14 protein-coding genes are annotated in these 15,635 nt (G+C 54.4%); all 14 read left to right on the top strand.

Annotation, left to right across the window (positions count from 1 at the left end):
• On the top strand, positions 1-2,589 hold a 2,589-nt coding region (locus KJ869_02770), incomplete at its 5' end, for a BamA/TamA family outer membrane protein (protein MBU1576112.1).
• On the top strand, positions 2,589-3,146 hold the full coding sequence (gene rsmD, locus KJ869_02765; protein MBU1576111.1) for a 16S rRNA (guanine(966)-N(2))-methyltransferase RsmD: 558 nt from the start codon (positions 2,589-2,591) through the stop codon (positions 3,144-3,146). The genes KJ869_02770 and rsmD, both read left to right, overlap by 1 nt.
• A 1-nt stretch (position 3,147) precedes the next feature.
• Positions 3,148-3,636 carry a pantetheine-phosphate adenylyltransferase gene (gene coaD / locus KJ869_02760; protein MBU1576110.1) on the top strand — a complete coding sequence of 163 codons (489 nt, stop codon included), beginning with the start codon at positions 3,148-3,150 and terminating at the stop codon, positions 3,634-3,636.
• Positions 3,627-4,604, top strand: coding sequence for a GTPase ObgE (obgE, locus tag KJ869_02755; protein ID MBU1576109.1), 978 nt, complete (start codon positions 3,627-3,629; stop codon positions 4,602-4,604). The genes coaD and obgE overlap by 10 nt, the downstream gene beginning before the upstream one ends.
• Positions 4,597-5,235 (top strand): HEAT repeat domain-containing protein, encoded by a 639-nt coding sequence (locus KJ869_02750; protein MBU1576108.1) that lies wholly within the window; start codon positions 4,597-4,599, stop codon positions 5,233-5,235. The genes obgE and KJ869_02750 overlap by 8 nt, the downstream gene beginning before the upstream one ends.
• Entirely contained in the window at positions 5,222-6,322 is a 1,101-nt protein-coding gene (gene dprA, locus KJ869_02745) for a DNA-processing protein DprA (protein MBU1576107.1), read from the top strand. The genes KJ869_02750 and dprA overlap by 14 nt, the downstream gene beginning before the upstream one ends.
• Positions 6,323-6,338: 16 nt before the next feature.
• Positions 6,339-7,106, top strand: a complete 768-nt coding sequence (locus tag KJ869_02740) for a GGDEF domain-containing protein (protein MBU1576106.1) — start codon at positions 6,339-6,341, stop codon at positions 7,104-7,106.
• Between the two features lie 19 nt (positions 7,107-7,125).
• Positions 7,126-8,238, top strand: a complete 1,113-nt coding sequence (locus KJ869_02735) for a DUF362 domain-containing protein (GenBank protein ID MBU1576105.1) — start codon at positions 7,126-7,128, stop codon at positions 8,236-8,238.
• Positions 8,235-9,146: a lysophospholipid acyltransferase family protein gene (locus KJ869_02730; GenBank protein MBU1576104.1), complete on the top strand. Its 912-nt coding sequence runs from the start codon at positions 8,235-8,237 to the stop codon at positions 9,144-9,146. Before KJ869_02735 ends, KJ869_02730 begins: the two co-directional genes overlap by 4 nt.
• Positions 9,143-9,334 (top strand): hypothetical protein, encoded by a 192-nt coding sequence (locus tag KJ869_02725; protein MBU1576103.1) that lies wholly within the window; start codon positions 9,143-9,145, stop codon positions 9,332-9,334. The genes KJ869_02730 and KJ869_02725 overlap by 4 nt, the downstream gene beginning before the upstream one ends.
• A gap of 25 nt (positions 9,335-9,359) precedes the next feature.
• The gene (gene mutL / locus KJ869_02720; GenBank protein ID MBU1576102.1) at positions 9,360-11,090 is read left to right on the top strand and encodes a DNA mismatch repair endonuclease MutL; all 1,731 of its coding nucleotides are present in this window, start codon (positions 9,360-9,362) and stop codon (positions 11,088-11,090) included.
• The gene (miaA, locus tag KJ869_02715; protein ID MBU1576101.1) at positions 11,087-11,995 is read left to right on the top strand and encodes a tRNA (adenosine(37)-N6)-dimethylallyltransferase MiaA; all 909 of its coding nucleotides are present in this window, start codon (positions 11,087-11,089) and stop codon (positions 11,993-11,995) included. Before mutL ends, miaA begins: the two co-directional genes overlap by 4 nt.
• Positions 11,996-12,013: 18 nt before the next feature.
• Complete coding sequence (locus KJ869_02710) at positions 12,014-14,806, top strand: hypothetical protein (GenBank protein ID MBU1576100.1); 2,793 nt, start codon at positions 12,014-12,016, stop codon at positions 14,804-14,806.
• Positions 14,800-15,635: hypothetical protein (locus tag KJ869_02705; GenBank protein ID MBU1576099.1), on the top strand; the 836-nt coding region annotated here is incomplete at its 3' end. The genes KJ869_02710 and KJ869_02705, both read left to right, overlap by 7 nt.

Here is a 15,635-nt window from a genome sequence, read left to right as displayed (position 1 = left end):
CAGACCAACATCGCCCAGGACATCATAGACGAAGGGGTGGGCGGCTTCACCACTCTGCTCAAGAACCGGGTGGTGGTGCCCTATACCGGATCCTATGCCGACCTGGACCATGTAATCACCCATGAGCTGGTCCATGCCTTCATGTTCGACCTGTTCTTCGGGAAATCCATGGAATCCATCTTCTCCCAGCAGAGCCTGATGCAGCTACCGTTGTGGTTCGTGGAGGGGATGGCCGAGTACGAGTCGCGGGGCTGGGACCCCGAGACCGAGATGATAATCAAGGACCTGGCGCTAAACCAGCGACTGATCCCCATCCAGGAGCTGGATGGATACGGCGGGAGCTATTTCGTCTACAAAGAGGGCCAGGCCATCATCAAGTTCATAGTCGAGAGGTACGGTCGGCAGAAGATCGGCGAGATGTTCCATATGCTGAAATCCAGCCGCAGCATGGATAAGACCTGCAAGGCGCTTTTGGGCAGCAATGTCGAAAAGCTGTCGGAACTATGGCTCAAGGAGATGCACAAGACCTACTGGCCCTACCTGGCGGCCAAGAAGGAGATCCCGGATTTTGCCAAACAGCTGACAGAGCATGACGTTTTCAAGACAGGTTCCTATTTTAACCTGGCCCCCTGTTTTTCGCCCCAGGGTGACAAGATCGCCTACATCTCCGACCAGGACGGCCGGGCCGGGATTTACATCATCTCCAGCATCGACGGCCACCGCATCAAGCACCTGGTCAAGGGCGAACAGAACGCCCTGTTCGAGGCCATGCACCTGGCCTGGTTCCGGGGGGGCCTGACCTGGTCCCCGGACGGCAAGAAGCTGGCCTTTGCCGCCAAGTCCACCACCGGCGACAAGCTGTATGTGGTCCGGGTTGACAACGGGAAGGTGCTTAAAAAACTGGAATTTCCGCTGGACGGGATATATTATCCCAGCTGGTCGCCGGCCTCCGACAAGATCGCTTTCTGCGGCCTCAAGGACGGCCAGTCCGACCTCTACGTGGCGGATATCGCCGACAGTCACAACGTGGCCTACAGCCTGGAGCGGCTGACCGACGATCTGTACGATGACCGGGAGCCGGAATGGTCGCCGGATGGCCGGGAGCTGGTTTTCGTCTCGGACCGGCCCGGTGCGGAAAACGAAATATCTGGCGATACCCTGCATTTCGGAAGATACCGCTTATTTACTATGGATCCGGCCTCCGTAGGCATTACCTGCCTCACTCCGGAGGAGGATAAGGTCTCCCGGCCCAGCTGGTCGCCCAAAGGGATAGCCTATACCGCCATTCGTCAGGGGGTGAGCAATATCTTCGTGATCTCCGGGGACAGCACCCTGCAAGTTACCGATGCCATCACCGGCTGCCTGCAGTCCAAATGGTCCAGGGACGGCAGCAAGCTGGTCTTCATCGGGTATCATAAGACCGGCTGGAACATCTTCACCATCAAGAATCCGTTAGACAAGCTTCCGGAGATCGACAGCCAGAAGGTTTTCTTCTGGGCCTCGGCCGACACCAGCTGGTATCAGCCCAGGAAATTCGAACAGCCTGTGGCCGACAGCAACAGATATAAACCAGGCAAGGCCGGGACCAAATTCTCGGTGGACTGGGCCCAGGGATCCTTCAACTACAACACTTTAAGCGGGCTGGGCGGGCAGGCCGAGATCGTGGTCAGCGATGTGATGGGCAACCATCAGTTCTACTGGCTGTCGGACATGGTCATCAACCTGCAGAATTCGGATTATCAGCTGACCTATTTCTACCGCCCCCGGCGCTGGGACTACGGCATCAGCTACTACCAGTACCACAACTACTATCTGGCCTCCAACAACGATATCATCATCGAAAAGATCAACGGGGTCCAGGGAATACTCTCATACCCCTTCAATCGTTACCAGCGGATCGATTTCATGGGCAGTTGGAGCCATTACAAGGAGGAGTATTATTATTACTCGGCGCCCGACGCCAGCCTGAACGTGATCATACCGGCGGTATCCCTGGTGCACGACAATGTTCAGTGGTCCTATCACGGCCCCCGGGAGGGCCGGAGGGCCATAGCCGCGGTGGAGGCCAGCAGCCGGACCCTGGGCAGCGACCTGAATTTCGTCAATTATTTCACCGACATCCGGCAGTATTGGCCGCTTACCAAAAGGTCGGAATTCGCCCTGCGCCTGATGGGCGGAATATCCGAGGGGTCAGACGCCCAGTACTTCGAGCTGGGCGGGCCCTATAACTTGAGGGCCTATGATTACAACGAACTCGACGGCACCAGGATGGCCCTTTTGAATATGGAACTGAGGGTGCCTTTTGTGGACCGGATCCAGATGGCCATCCCGCCCATATCGTTCTACGGCATCCGGGGGGCGATGTTCTTCGACGTCGGGGCAGCCTGGTCCGACAACAAGCAGTTTCAGCTCTTCCAGAGTGATCCCAATGCCATGTTGAAAATGAAGGACCTAAAAGGGAGCCTGGGCACCGGGATCAGGATGATAATATCGCCCTTCATGATGAAACTGGATTTCTCCTGGAAGACAGACCTGTCCTCGATCTCCGACAAGGCCAGGATATCTTTCGTGCTGGGCAGCGAGTACTGATGCCGGTGAAGATAATCTCCGGAGAATTCCGGGGGAGGAACATCAACTGCCCGGAAGGCTGGGATGTCCGTCCCACCTCCAGCATGGCCCGGACGGCCATCTTCAACATCCTGCAGCAGGGCGGGGCCTGCCGCCGGGCCCTGGACCTTTACGCCGGATCGGGCGCCCTGGGCATCGAGGCCCTGTCCCGCGGGGCGGAATCGGTAGTGCTGGTGGAGAAGGGATATGGCCCGACCGAGGTCATAAGAGACAACCTGGCAGCTCTTAAGATATCCCACCGGGCCAAGCTATATCCCGGCGACGCTCTGGAATACTTAAGGAACTGCGGGGAGCAGTTCGATCTGATCCTGGCCGATCCGCCCTATCCCGACCGCTGCCTGCCGGACATCCTGGAGGCCGTGGAGCGGAGCAAAACCCTTAAAGATTACGGCACCCTGGTCATCCAGCACTCCCTGAAGGAAAATTCTCCGGAGATCTTTGGCGGACTGAAAAGGTGGAAGAACAAAACCTACGGCAAGACCCAGGTGAGCTTTTATCGTTATAATGGGGAGGAATGAAATGGGAAATCTGGCAATTTACCCGGGGACTTTCGACCCGGTGACCAACGGCCACCTGGATATCATCCAGCGCGGGTCGGAGATATTTGAAAGGATCATAGTGGCGGTGGCCTCCAGCCGGAATAAAGATCCCCTGTTCACCATGGAGGAGCGGGTGGAGATGCTCAAAAAGACCACGACCGAATATAAAGGGGTGGCGGTGGAATCCTTCGACGGGCTGCTGGTGGACTATGCCCGGATCAAGGGGGCCAGGGTCATCATCCGGGGCCTCCGGGCGGTGTCCGATTTTGAATATGAGTTCCAGCTGGCCCTGATGAACCGAAAACTGAATTCCGAGGTAGACACCTTCTTTGTGATGCCCTCGGAGAAATACGTATATTTAAACTCCGGCCTGATCAAGGAGATCTCCCGCATGGGCGGTGATATCTCATCCTTAGTGCCGGGGGAAGTGCTGAATAAATTAAAAGCGAAGTATCACAAATGCGTTTAGTAGACAAAGCAGAACTGGAGATCACCGCCGGGAACGGGGGCAAAGGAGCCATCAGTTTCCGCCGGGAGAAATTTGTCCCCAAGGGCGGCCCGGACGGCGGGGACGGAGGCAAGGGCGGCTCGGTGATCCTGGAGGTCAATCCCAATCTGGTGACCCTCCGGGATTTCAGGTATCAGCACCGGTTCAAGGCCGGGCCCGGTCAGAACGGGGCCTACAAAAAAATGTACGGGGCCAACGGGCCGGACTGCATCATCCAGGTCCCGCCCGGCACTCTGGTATACGACAAGGAAACCGGAGAACTGCTGGCGGACCTGATAGAGCCGGAGAGCCGGTTGGTGGTGGCCAAAGGGGGCATCGGCGGCCGGGGCAATGCCAAATTCGCCACCTCCACAAACCAGACCCCCCGGGTGGCCGAGAAAGGGCAGATAGGCGAAAGCAAAACTTTGTTGTTGGATCTGAAACTGTTGGCTGACGTTGGTTTGCTGGGGTTTCCCAATGCTGGAAAATCAACCCTGCTTTCCTGCCTGTCGGAGGCCAGGCCCAAGGTGGGCAACTATCCCTTTACCACCCTTTCGCCCAATCTGGGGGTGATGGAGCTGGAGGGCTTCAAGACCTGCACGGTGGCTGATATGCCGGGGCTGATCGAAGGGGCCCACCAGGGCAAGGGACTGGGCACCCGGTTCTTAAGACACGTGGAGAGGACCAAGCTGCTGGTCTATGTGATCGACGCCTCGGTGCCCGATCCCTGGAAGGAATACCGGGTACTGAAGGATGAGCTGATCGAATTCAACCCTGCTATTGCCAAAAGGCCGTCCCTGATGGTCCTTAACAAGATGGATCTGGTCAAGAAGAAACCATCCGCGCCCAAGGGATTAAAAGCCATTTATATTTCGGCCCTCAAGGCGGAGGGCATCTCCGAACTGAAAAAAGCCATTACCAAAGCATTGAGCAAGGTAAAAGATGACTGACCACCAGCTGACCGAGGCGGTGGAGCTGCTGAAATCCCGGGATGCCAAAAAGCGGATGACGGCGGTCGACATGGCGGCCGAACTGAATACCGCCGGTTCGGTGGCGCTTCTTATCAAGGCCATCCAGGACCAAAGCTGGAGCTTGCGGGAGTATGCCATCAAGAAAACAGCCCTGGCCGGGCATCAGGCCGTCCAGCCCCTGATCAGGTTGTTGCGAGACGGCGTCTGGTACACCCGGGCTGCGGCTTTGCAGGCTTTGGAGCTTATCGGGGACATTGTTGCTTTGAATGCCGTCATGGGGCTCTGCAAAGATCCCAACCGCAGCGTGTCCGAGGCCGCCCGCCAGGCGGTCAGCGTCCTGACCGGAAAGACTGAGATGGGCGCACTGCTGGCCCAGGTGGAAAAGATGAACTCCGAACAGCGCGGTATTTTGATCAGCCTGGTATCCGAATCCAACGCCAACCTGGCGGAAAGCCTCAAGGCCCATATGGCCGGCCTCCCGACCTATGCGGCATCCGGCGTATTCTCCTCGGCTGATGAGCCCGATATGGCCGAGAGACTGCAGGGACTAAGGCGCGAGATAAAAACCATATTAAGGCAGAGTGGCAGGGACGGCAATGAAGACGCATGAGGAATTACTTTGGTGGCTGCGATTGCAGTCAGTCAAGGGAGTCGGCTCCATCAAGTTCAACGAACTGATCAGGGTTTTGGGCGATCCCCAAAAGGTATTTGATTCCGACGACTCTGTTTTGGCAGAGATCCCCAAGATAGACGCCAGGATCATTCAGGAGATACGAAGCTTCAAGCCCGTTCCGGGCTATGCCGAGGAACAGTTGGAGAAGGCCGATAAGCTGAGGACCGATATCCTGACCATAGACGACCCGGAATATCCGGAAAATCTTAAAAATTTCATAGATGCTCCGCCAATTTTGTTTGTTAGGGGCTCCCTGAAAAGCTCCGACCAGCGAGCGGTGGCCATAGTCGGCTCCCGCAATGCCACTACCTACGGCAAGAACACCTCTTCGGGGATGGCCCGGGAGCTGGCTTTGGCAGGGATCACGGTGGTCAGCGGAATGGCCCGGGGCATCGATTCGGCGGCCCATCAGGGGGCGCTGAGCGCCGGGGGCAGGACCATCGCCGTGCTGGGCTGCGGGGTGGATATCGTTTACCCGGCCGAAAACAAAAAGCTCCGGGATTCCATCATGGAGAACGGGGCGTTGATCTCGGAATATCCCATTGGGGAGAGACCCCTGCCGGCCTATTTCCCCAACCGCAACCGGATCATCACCGGGATTTCGCTGGGGGTGCTGGCGGTGGAGGCCAGGGAGGACAGCGGGGTGTTTTCCACCGTTCGTTGGGCGGCCGAACAGGGCCGGGAAGTTTTTGCGGTGCCCGGCCCCATTACCTCGGCCACCAGCGTTGGCCCCAACCAGCTGATAAAGCAGGGGGCAAAGATAGTCCTTAATGTAAGTGACATTCTGGAGGAGTTGAAGCTATCGGGCCCCGATAAAATGCCTCCCAAAGAAACCCTTCCCAAAATAGAACTGGATGGCGATGAAGGCTCGGTGTTTGCCGGCCTGGCCGATGATCCCCGGCATATAGATACCATCGCCGAAACGATAAAGCGAAGTCCAGCCGACACCCTGCGGATACTTTTTACGCTGGAGATGAAGGGTTTGATAAAACAGATGCCGGGAAAGATGTTCGTGAGGGTATGATCAATCATTTAGGAGCATGATGGGTTTTATTAAAAACACAGCGAAACTGCCGGTAATCTACGGTCTGATCGGGGCAATGGCCGGTTACCTGTTACTTCATCCGGCCGCAATGTTCATCCATCAATATTATTACAATAAAACGCTTAGCTGGGAATTCTTACGGGTGTCATTTTCCCGGGAGCATCTTTATATGTCATTTTATTTTATGGCGCTGAGCGCCCTGGCCGGGGTGCTGTTCGGTATACATCCCCAACGGATGTCCAGATTGCTGGCCAGGGTCAAACGCCTGTCAATCACCGACGACCTGACAGGGGTATACAACCGGCGGTATTTTTTCCAGAGGTTCAAGGATGAGCTGGAACGATCGGCCAGATACGGCCGGCAGACGGCTCTGCTAATGCTGGACATAGATTATTTCAAGCATTATAACGATATTCACGGCCATCAGATGGGGGATTCCCTTCTGAAGAAACTGGCCCGGCTGCTGAGCATCTCCATCCGCCAGCCGGATTTCATCGCCCGTTACGGCGGCGAGGAGTTCGTGGTGGTGGCCCCGGAGACCGACCGGGAGAAGGCCGTGAAGCTGGCGGAGAAATTGAGGGCCGCTATAGAAAAGCATCCCTTTTTAATGAGGGAGAGCCAGCCGGACGGCAAGATCACCATCAGCATCGGGGTGGCAGTGTTTCCCGAGGATGGCCAAACCGTGGATGAAATGGTCAGCAAGGCCGATGCCGCTTTGTATATCGCCAAGGATCTGGGTCGGAACAAGGTGGTCTCAGGCTGATTAAATTACTGGAAAAGATATGACCAAGATATCATTAATAAAATGCCGTTCCTATCAACCGGATGAGATCAGGGCCGCCGTAAGGCGGTCGCTGGATCTTCTGGGCGGCATCTCCGCTTTCGTAAGGCCTAGCCAAAAGGTGCTGATCAAGCCCAATATGCTTTCCTATCATCATCCCGATAAGGCCATAACCACTCATCCGGCATTTCTTGAGGCGGTTATAGAATTAGTCAAGTCCGCCGGAGGTATTCCGGTGGTGGGCGACAGTCCCATAGGTTCGGCTCGGCACATCGAAGAATACTGGAAGGTAACGGGATTCTATGAGGTCTGCAAAAGACAGGGAGCGGAGTTGGTGGCCTTCGAAAAATCAGGCGTCCACAAGAAACCGTTTAACGGTCGGAATTATCACCTAGCCAAGCCGGTGCTGGACGCCGATGTGATAATCAACCTTCCCAAGCTCAAGACCCATAATCTGACCTTGCTGACCTGCGCAGTGAAAAACATGTACGGGGCAGTACCCGGGTTGAACAAATCCATGTATCATCGGGAGGCGCCCCTGCCCATGGATTTTTCAAAATTGCTGCTGGACATCTATACCCTGGCCAAGCCACAGCTGAACATCGTCGATGCAATCATAGGCATGGACGGCAACGGGCCATCAGCCGGCGATCCCAAACCCATCGGGATGATTATGGCCGGAGAGGACGGCGTGGCCATAGACTGCCTGGCGGCCCACCTGCTGGGAATGGACCCCATGAAGGTGCCGACCAACCTTTTAGCCCGGAAATTCAATCTGGGCGAGACCCATCTTAAGAACATCGAAATGCTGGGCGACGCAATCGAGGTGAGAAAAGATTTCAAATGGCCTCCCACTTGGGCCTACTCATTCATCCCGTCATTTTTGGCCAAGCATTTGGCCAAGCTTTTCTGGATACGGCCGGCTATTGATCCAGCCAAGTGCGTCAACTGCGGGGCCTGCGTGGAAAGCTGTCCTACCAGTGCCATATCGTCCAGCGAACCGACGCCGGTTTTCAATTATAAGCTTTGCATCAATTGCCTGTGCTGCCAGGAGATCTGTCCCCAGCATGCGGTATATCGTCAACGAAGCCTGATAGCGAAACTGGTCCGATGATGAGTACCATAAAACTGAAACATCGGCTGGAATATGCTCTGCTGGCATCATTGGGACTGATGGCCCGTACGATATCCGATAAGGTTGCAGCGTGGGCCGGAGTTCGGTTGGGCGATATGACATTCGATGTTTTCAGGCTCCGCCGAATGGTGGCGCTGGATAATCTGACCAAGGCCTTTCCTGAAAAACCCCCTGGTGAGATCAAGAATATCGCCGGGAGCCTGTATCGTAATTTGGGAAAGAACCTGCTGGAATTCTTAAGGTTTCCCAAACTGTCCGGCGAAGACATAAAAAACAAGGTGAAATTCATCGGGCAGGAGCACTTGGACCAGGCTATCAAAGGCGGCAAAGGGGCCTTGCTTATCAGCAGTCATTTCGGTAATTGGGAGCTTTGTTCTTCATCCATTGCGGCTTACGGATATCCCCTCTCGGTGGTGGTCTATGAACAGCATAATCCCCTGACCGACCAGATGATGAACAATATCCGCCGGGCCAAGAATCTCGATGTGATATTCAAGCCGGACGCTCCCCGGGCCATATTGAAAGCCCTGGCCCGGAACCGATTTGTGGCCATATTGATCGATCAGGATGCCGGGCAGGACGGGGTGTTCGTGGATTTCATGGGGCGGCCGGCAGCCACCGCCAAAGGACCGGCAGTATTCGCTATCAGGACCGGCGCACCGTTGTTGCCCGGAGTGATAGTCCGACAGGATGATGGCGGACATATCTGCTATATCGAGCCGCCGATCTATGCCGATCCGGCAAATGACAAGGAACAGGAGACGTTGAGGCTGACCGCCTTGGTCACCCAGGCCATGGAAAAGTACGTCAGGAAATATCCCGATCACTGGTACTGGGTACACCGCCGATGGAAAACCCAACCCAAGCAAAAGGATCATTCAAGATGAAACAACTTATATATGCCATTACTCTATTCCTATTGATGACCGGTTGTGCCAAGAAGACCGAAAATGATTCCAGCGGTGACACTCCGATAGACACTTATCGCCAGGGTATAGACCGGGCCCAGGAGGTAAAGCAGAAATCCGATGAACGGGCTAAAAACATTGACTCCATATCCCAGGGGGATCAATAATAATTGTCATGATTTTTGAAATATTATGCCCATAAAAGTATTACCCATAGACATAGTCAACAAGATCGCCGCCGGGGAGGTGGTGGAACGTCCGGCATCGGTGGTCAAAGAGCTGCTGGAGAACAGCCTGGATGCCGGGGCCTCGGCCATCGAAGTGGAGATCAGCCATGGCGGGCTGCAGCTGATCAGGGTTTCCGACGACGGCAGCGGGATGGGTCCCGAGGATATGCGCCTGAGCCTGGAGCGCCACGCCACCAGCAAGATCACCGGCTATGATGATCTGTTGTCCATCGCCAGTTACGGGTTCCGGGGCGAGGCCCTGCCCAGCATCGCCTCGGTCTCCCGGCTGACAATGTTATCCCGTCCGGAGGGGGCAGCTTCAGCCTGGGTGATAGAATGCGACGGCGGGCGCATTGCCTCCCAAAAGGAGAGCGCCGGAAATAGGGGCGCCACGGTAACGGTGGAGGAGTTGTTTGCCAATGTTCCTGCCCGGAGAAAATTCCTCAAAGCGGAGATGACCGAGGCCCGCAAGGCGGCCGATGAGGTGGTCAGCCAGGCCCTGGCCAATCCCAAGGTTTCCTTCCGGCTGGTGATAGACGGAAAGATGAGTTTCGATTATCCCGCTGGACCGCTGGAACAGCGGCTGGAGGATATCCTGACGGCAGAGGTTTTTCACAGCATGCTGCCCATAGATTTTGGTCAAAGGCCCTTGGTCGTCAAAGGATTTGCTTTAAGTCCGGAGAAACTGCTGGCCCGGCGCCGGGACCAGTATCTGTTCGTGAACGGCCGGCGGGTGTCCGATCGACTGGCGGGATCGGCCATCTACCGGGGTTACGGCCCCAGCCTGCTGGGCCGCCATCCGTCCTATGTGATCTTTCTGGAGATCTCGCCCCGGCAGGTGGATATCAATGTCCATCCGGCCAAGCGCGAGGTGCGGTTTCGCGACGACGGACTGGTGTTCAACACCGTTCGTTCCGCCATCCACCGGGCGATGTTCCAGGAGCAGGGCGCTCCGGATAATTTATCGCCAGGCAGCTTGGGCGGTTTCTTTGGAACTGATGATCGGCAGTATCACGGCAAAGAGGGCCTGACCCCGGAAGATAAAAAAGCCGTATACCAATTGTACGGATCGGAGGAGCCGAAAGCTATCGGCGAACTCTTCGGCGTCGCCGAGCCTCGATCCGAAAATGTTTCCTTAGTCAGCTACTGGCAGGCCCATAACCGGTACATCTTTGCCGGGATCAAGAACGGCATCATAATGGTGGACCAGCATGCCGCCCATGAACGGATACTTTTTGAAGAACTTTTAAAATCCCGGGAGAGAAGGCTATCCCAGCAGTTGCTTTTCCCGGTTTCGATGGAGTTGAATCCCTCGCAGAAGATAGCCTTTGAGCAGTTTCAGGATATCTTTTCTTCATTCGGATTCGACATTAAACAATTCAGCGGGAACACCATAGTCATCGAGGGCCTGCCGGCAGCGGCCGGCGACCGGGTGGAGGGAGAGGAACTGATCAGGAACATTCTGTCCGACCTCTGCCAGAATCCGGCTGTTTCGCTGGAGCCGGCCGAGAAGCTGGCCATGTCCTTTGCCTGTCATGCTGCCGTCAAGGCCGGCCAGCCGCTTTCCCAGGAGGAGATGAACCGGCTGATAGACCGACTGTTTGCCACCAGTTCGCCCTATCTCGATCCCCACGGGCGCCCGGCGGTGATCAGGCTGACCCTGGACGACCTGGAGCGGAGATTCGGCCGGATATGAGGCCGGTGATGGTCATCGCCGGGCCGACCGCAGTGGGAAAAACCAGAGTGGCGTTGGATCTGGCTGAAAAGATGGGTGCCGAGATAATCTCGGCCGACTCCCGGCAGGTTTATAAATACCTTGATATAGGCACCGCCAAGCCCTCAAAATCCGAAAGGCAAAAGGCTAAGCATCATCTAATAGATTTTCTGGAGCCCGATGCAATTTACAGCGCCGCCCGTTTTGCAGTCGATGCCCGGGCCGTAATGGACCGGCTTGATGAACAGGGTAAAAGGTATGTCATTGCCGGGGGCTCCGGCTTGTATCTAAAGGCCCTTATCGAGGGCCTGTCACAGATCCCTTCGGCCGATGAGAATGTCCGACGGGAATTGGATTCGCTTCTGGCGGCCAAAGGCAAGGGAGCATTATATGAAATGCTTAAAGAGATCGATCCCGAATCCGCCCAAAGATTGAAACCCAACGATGCCGTCCGGACGATCAGGGCCATCGAGGTATTCAAGCTCTCCGGCATAAAAATGTCGCAGTGGCAGAAGAAGGATCGGATCAAGGATAAGCGCCGCTACCGGCTGGTGGTGCTCAACCGGGAGCGCGATTCGCTCTACCGCCGGATAGAGGCCAGGGTGGATCAGATGATAACACAGGGGCTGTTCGAGGAAACAGCCAAAGTACTTAAGATGGGTTATTCTCCGGATAGCAACTCGCTTAATACGGTGGGATATAAAGAAGCCATAGCTTTTATCAATGGAGTAATGGACCGGAATACTGCGGCCAGCCTCATCAAACAGAATACCAGGCGCTATGCCAAAAGGCAGATGACCTGGTTCCGCGGGATGACCCAGGCGGAATGGCTGGATGTTGACAAAAGAGGCCGCCTGGAGAAGATCGCCGAAGAACTGAGTCAATAAATATTCAAGAAAGACGAATTGAAATTTAGCAGAAACATCATATCGCTGATATTTATTCTGGCAGTTTGGAATTCTTTTGTCTTTGCCGGATTACTGCCATTGAACGGGGATTGGCGCTTCTTGCAAACAGCTCATTTCAAGGTATACTTCCAGCCCGGCCAGGAGCAGTATGCCCAAAAGGTGGCCAATAAAGCCGAGGATGTCCATGTTGAATTAGTGGGATTTTTAAAGTGGCTACCCTACGGACACACCAATATCATTGTGGCCGATCATACCGATATCGTTAACGATTATGCCACCCCTCTTCCCAAAAGGACCATAATAATCTATCCCGCCCAGAATGTCGGGGATCGGAATAATTTCGGGGACTGGCTGTACGAAGTGCTGGTCCATGAATATACTCACGTTCTTCAGATGGACATGCAGAGCGGCATCCCTGCCGGATTCAACTCCCTGTTCGGCAGGGTTTTTTTGCCCAATATATTTCAGCCCCTGAATCAGATCGAGGGGCTGGCGGTATACTCCGAGACCCAATACACCGATTTCGGCCGCAACCGCTCGGCCCTGACAGAAGGGATGCTGCGCGCTGCGGTTTGCGATAAGAAATGGATGCCGTTAGACCGGGTCGGGGTAGCCTCGCCCTGCTGGCCCCGCGATGCTTCCTACATCTACGGCGGCAAGTTCTACGAATATCTGGCGGATAAGTACGGCCCCAAAAAACTGGCGTTATATCAGCGAAAGCACAGTAATCTAGTGTTGCCATTCATGCAGAATTATCCGGCCAAAAATGTTTTCGGGAAAAGTTTTCCGGATCTGTGGGCTCAGTGGAAAAGATATTCTTTTAAACATTACTCTGCGCAGATAGACACCATTAGGGACTCGGGCTTGACCGATTTCCGGCAGTTGACCGATGATGGTTTTGACAAATCTTCCTTGACTCCCTCGCCGGATGGCAAGTATCTGGCCTATATCGAAAGCAACAGCCATCGCCATCAACAGACCGGTTTGAGGCTGTACGGTATTACAAAAGCAGAATCCCGGACCATCGACCAGGGTATCTTTCTGGGCTCTATGCAATTCAGTTCTGACGGGAGATATTTGGCCTACGGAAAGATGGAGTATTCTGGCGCTGGTGAAAAATTATACGGCGATATTTATATCTATGATATGGAAAGCCGTAAAACCAAAAGGATCACCCATGGCCTGCGGGCCAGGGATCCGGCCTTTTCCCAAGACGGAAAACGTATTTATTTTGTAACTTCCAAGATGGGTCAAAATGCCCTGGCGGTCATGGATATACAGACCAGCCGGGTGGAATATCTGACAGAATTCGATGAGACCCAGCTATTCAGCCATCCGGCGGTGTCTCCCAATGGCGAAATGATCGCCCTGGCGGTGTGGCAGGATGGGGGCTATCAGGACATCTATCTTTATGACATCGCTAAAAAGGAATGGCAGGCTTTGATGGCCGACCGAGCTCAGGATATAACACCGGCCTGGTCTGCTGACGGTAAATACTTGTATTTTGCTTCGGATCGTTCCGGGGTGTGGAATATTTTTAAATATGACCTTCAGGTTGGAGCCATATCCAGGAGAACCAATGTTATTGGCGGGGCACTCAACCCGGCAGTTTCTGGCAATGATTTATATTTCTTAAATCTCGGTTCAAGGGGATACGACCTGGCGACAACAGAAATATCCGATACAATCTATTATGAAAATACAGCCTACATTGATACAACGGCATTTGCCGAAATATCCACCGATACCGCCAATTATCCTTCTGCAATATACCGGCCTTTCAAAACCCTGCTCCCGTTCTTTTGGTTTCCCACGGCCTCAATTGATGAAAAGGGAGGGGCGTTGGGAGTTGCCCTGATTGGCGCGGACGACCTGATGGCCAAATCTTATACTGCCATGTTCATCCCCAGCTTCAACTCGCAAAGGTTTTATTACGACATTGCCTACTCTGATGCCGGCCGGAGCCTGGCCTACAGCCTGCGTTTTTCCGACAACGCAACATCAACTTGTGTCAGTATTGGAAGTAAAGATATTACTTATTACCAAAGGGAGCAAAAACAAAGCGTCCAGCTTTATTATCCCATAGCCCGGTCAAACCAGACAATTGCCGCGGCTGTGGCCTATTATCACACCAATTACACCGGATTGAATGATGAGATATTTGCGATCAACCCCTACTGGGAGGGACATCTGGCGCGGTTGCAATTAAATCTTAGCTTTGTTAATGCCCAAAAATATGCCTTTTCCATCAGCCCGGAGAAGGGCCGTGGAGTTTCTTTGGAATCGAGGCTGTACCGACAATATCTGGGGGGCGAGCTGAACCAAGCCTGGCAGGGATTTACCTGGTCCGAATATCTGCCGATGCCATTCCGCCATCATGTGCTGATGGGCAGGGTAATGGCCGGGGCCTGGGGCAAGGGAGGCTATGTCAACGAGGACATCCCCGACATGCAGCCCAGGGGCATAACGGAGGATATTTACGGGAGATACCAGGCCCTGCTGACGGCCGAATATCGCTTTCCGTTGTTATATGTGGAACGGGGATTTTCTACCTGGCCCTTCTATCTCAAGAACATCAGCGGGGCCTTGTTGGTGGAAGCCGGCACGGCAGCCGATAAATACCGGCGTTTAAGCTATAATGATTCCCGCCAGTGCCTGGGTGCGGAGATAACTTCCCAGTGGCTTTTCTCATATGCGGCACCGTTCAAGATCATCTTGGGAGTATATCACCTTCCGAAGGAAAAAGAATCCCAAATCATGTTAAAGATGGGCACGGATCTCTTATGGTAGTCCGCAGATCATACATAATTATTGCCCTTACCGTTCTGACGGGCTGGTTGTCGTTGGCGACGGCGGAAAAGGTCAAGATCACCATAGATGGCAATGAGAGTTTCCCCTCGCGCAAGCTGAGGACGGTGGCCAACCTTAAACTGCCGGATAACAAGTTGGATAGCGACAGCCTGGAGCAGTCAATTTACCGGTTGCGGTCTTTCTACCGGAGGAACGGTTTTGCCGATACGGAAGTGGAATATATGATCGACAGCTGCAGCCTGCCGGGCACTACCGAAATAAAACTGGTGGTCACCGAAGGCGTCAGATATTATGTGGATAGAATAGATTTTAGCGGGAGTCGGAAAATTTCCGCCGGGGTATTGAGCCAGGCCATAGCCAATAAGATTCGAAGGCCCTTGAATTTCGAAGATCTGGGGCAGGACGATTTCGGTTTGATGCTGTTATATGCCGATCATGGTTATATCTATGCCGAGGTGGATCATGACCTGGAATTCCAAAACGGACACCAAGCGATCATCACCTATCAAATCAAGGAAGGACCCCAGGTAGGTATTTCCCGGATCGCTTTAACCGGCAATGTTCAGGTGAAGGAAAAATACGTTCTGAACACCATCCGGATGTCCCCGGGCGATGTTTTCAGCCGGAGCCAGTTGATAAAAAGCCAATATCTGCTCCAAGCCACCGACCTGTTCCGGGTGGTTGCTGTTTCTCCCGGGGAGATCGATTCCCTGGCCAATGAAATCGCGGTGGATATCCGACTGGTGGAAAAGCCCCGGCGATTGTTCGAGACCAGCATTGGCTACGGCAGCGGCGACGCGGTCAGGCT

Source organism: Candidatus Edwardsbacteria bacterium (assembly GCA_018821925.1).
GTDB lineage: Bacteria > Edwardsbacteria > AC1 > AC1 > EtOH8 > UBA2226.
This window is presented reverse-complemented; position numbering and strand designations above follow the sequence as displayed.

Bases quoted from the DNA above. Each gene is read 5' to 3' on its own strand.
- rsmD (MBU1576111.1), top strand. From the start codon at position 2,589: ATGCCGGTGAAGATAATCTCCGGAGAATTCCGGGGGAGGAACATCAAC.
- coaD (MBU1576110.1), top strand. From the start codon at position 3,148: ATGGGAAATCTGGCAATTTACCCGGGGACTTTCGACCCGGTGACCAAC.
- obgE (MBU1576109.1), top strand. From the start codon at position 3,627: ATGCGTTTAGTAGACAAAGCAGAACTGGAGATCACCGCCGGGAACGGG.
- KJ869_02750 (MBU1576108.1), top strand. From the start codon at position 4,597: ATGACTGACCACCAGCTGACCGAGGCGGTGGAGCTGCTGAAATCCCGG.
- dprA (MBU1576107.1), top strand. From the start codon at position 5,222: ATGAAGACGCATGAGGAATTACTTTGGTGGCTGCGATTGCAGTCAGTC.
- KJ869_02740 (MBU1576106.1), top strand. From the start codon at position 6,339: ATGATGGGTTTTATTAAAAACACAGCGAAACTGCCGGTAATCTACGGT.
- KJ869_02735 (MBU1576105.1), top strand. From the start codon at position 7,126: ATGACCAAGATATCATTAATAAAATGCCGTTCCTATCAACCGGATGAG.
- KJ869_02730 (MBU1576104.1), top strand. From the start codon at position 8,235: ATGATGAGTACCATAAAACTGAAACATCGGCTGGAATATGCTCTGCTG.
- KJ869_02725 (MBU1576103.1), top strand. From the start codon at position 9,143: ATGAAACAACTTATATATGCCATTACTCTATTCCTATTGATGACCGGT.
- mutL (MBU1576102.1), top strand. From the start codon at position 9,360: ATGCCCATAAAAGTATTACCCATAGACATAGTCAACAAGATCGCCGCC.
- miaA (MBU1576101.1), top strand. From the start codon at position 11,087: ATGAGGCCGGTGATGGTCATCGCCGGGCCGACCGCAGTGGGAAAAACC.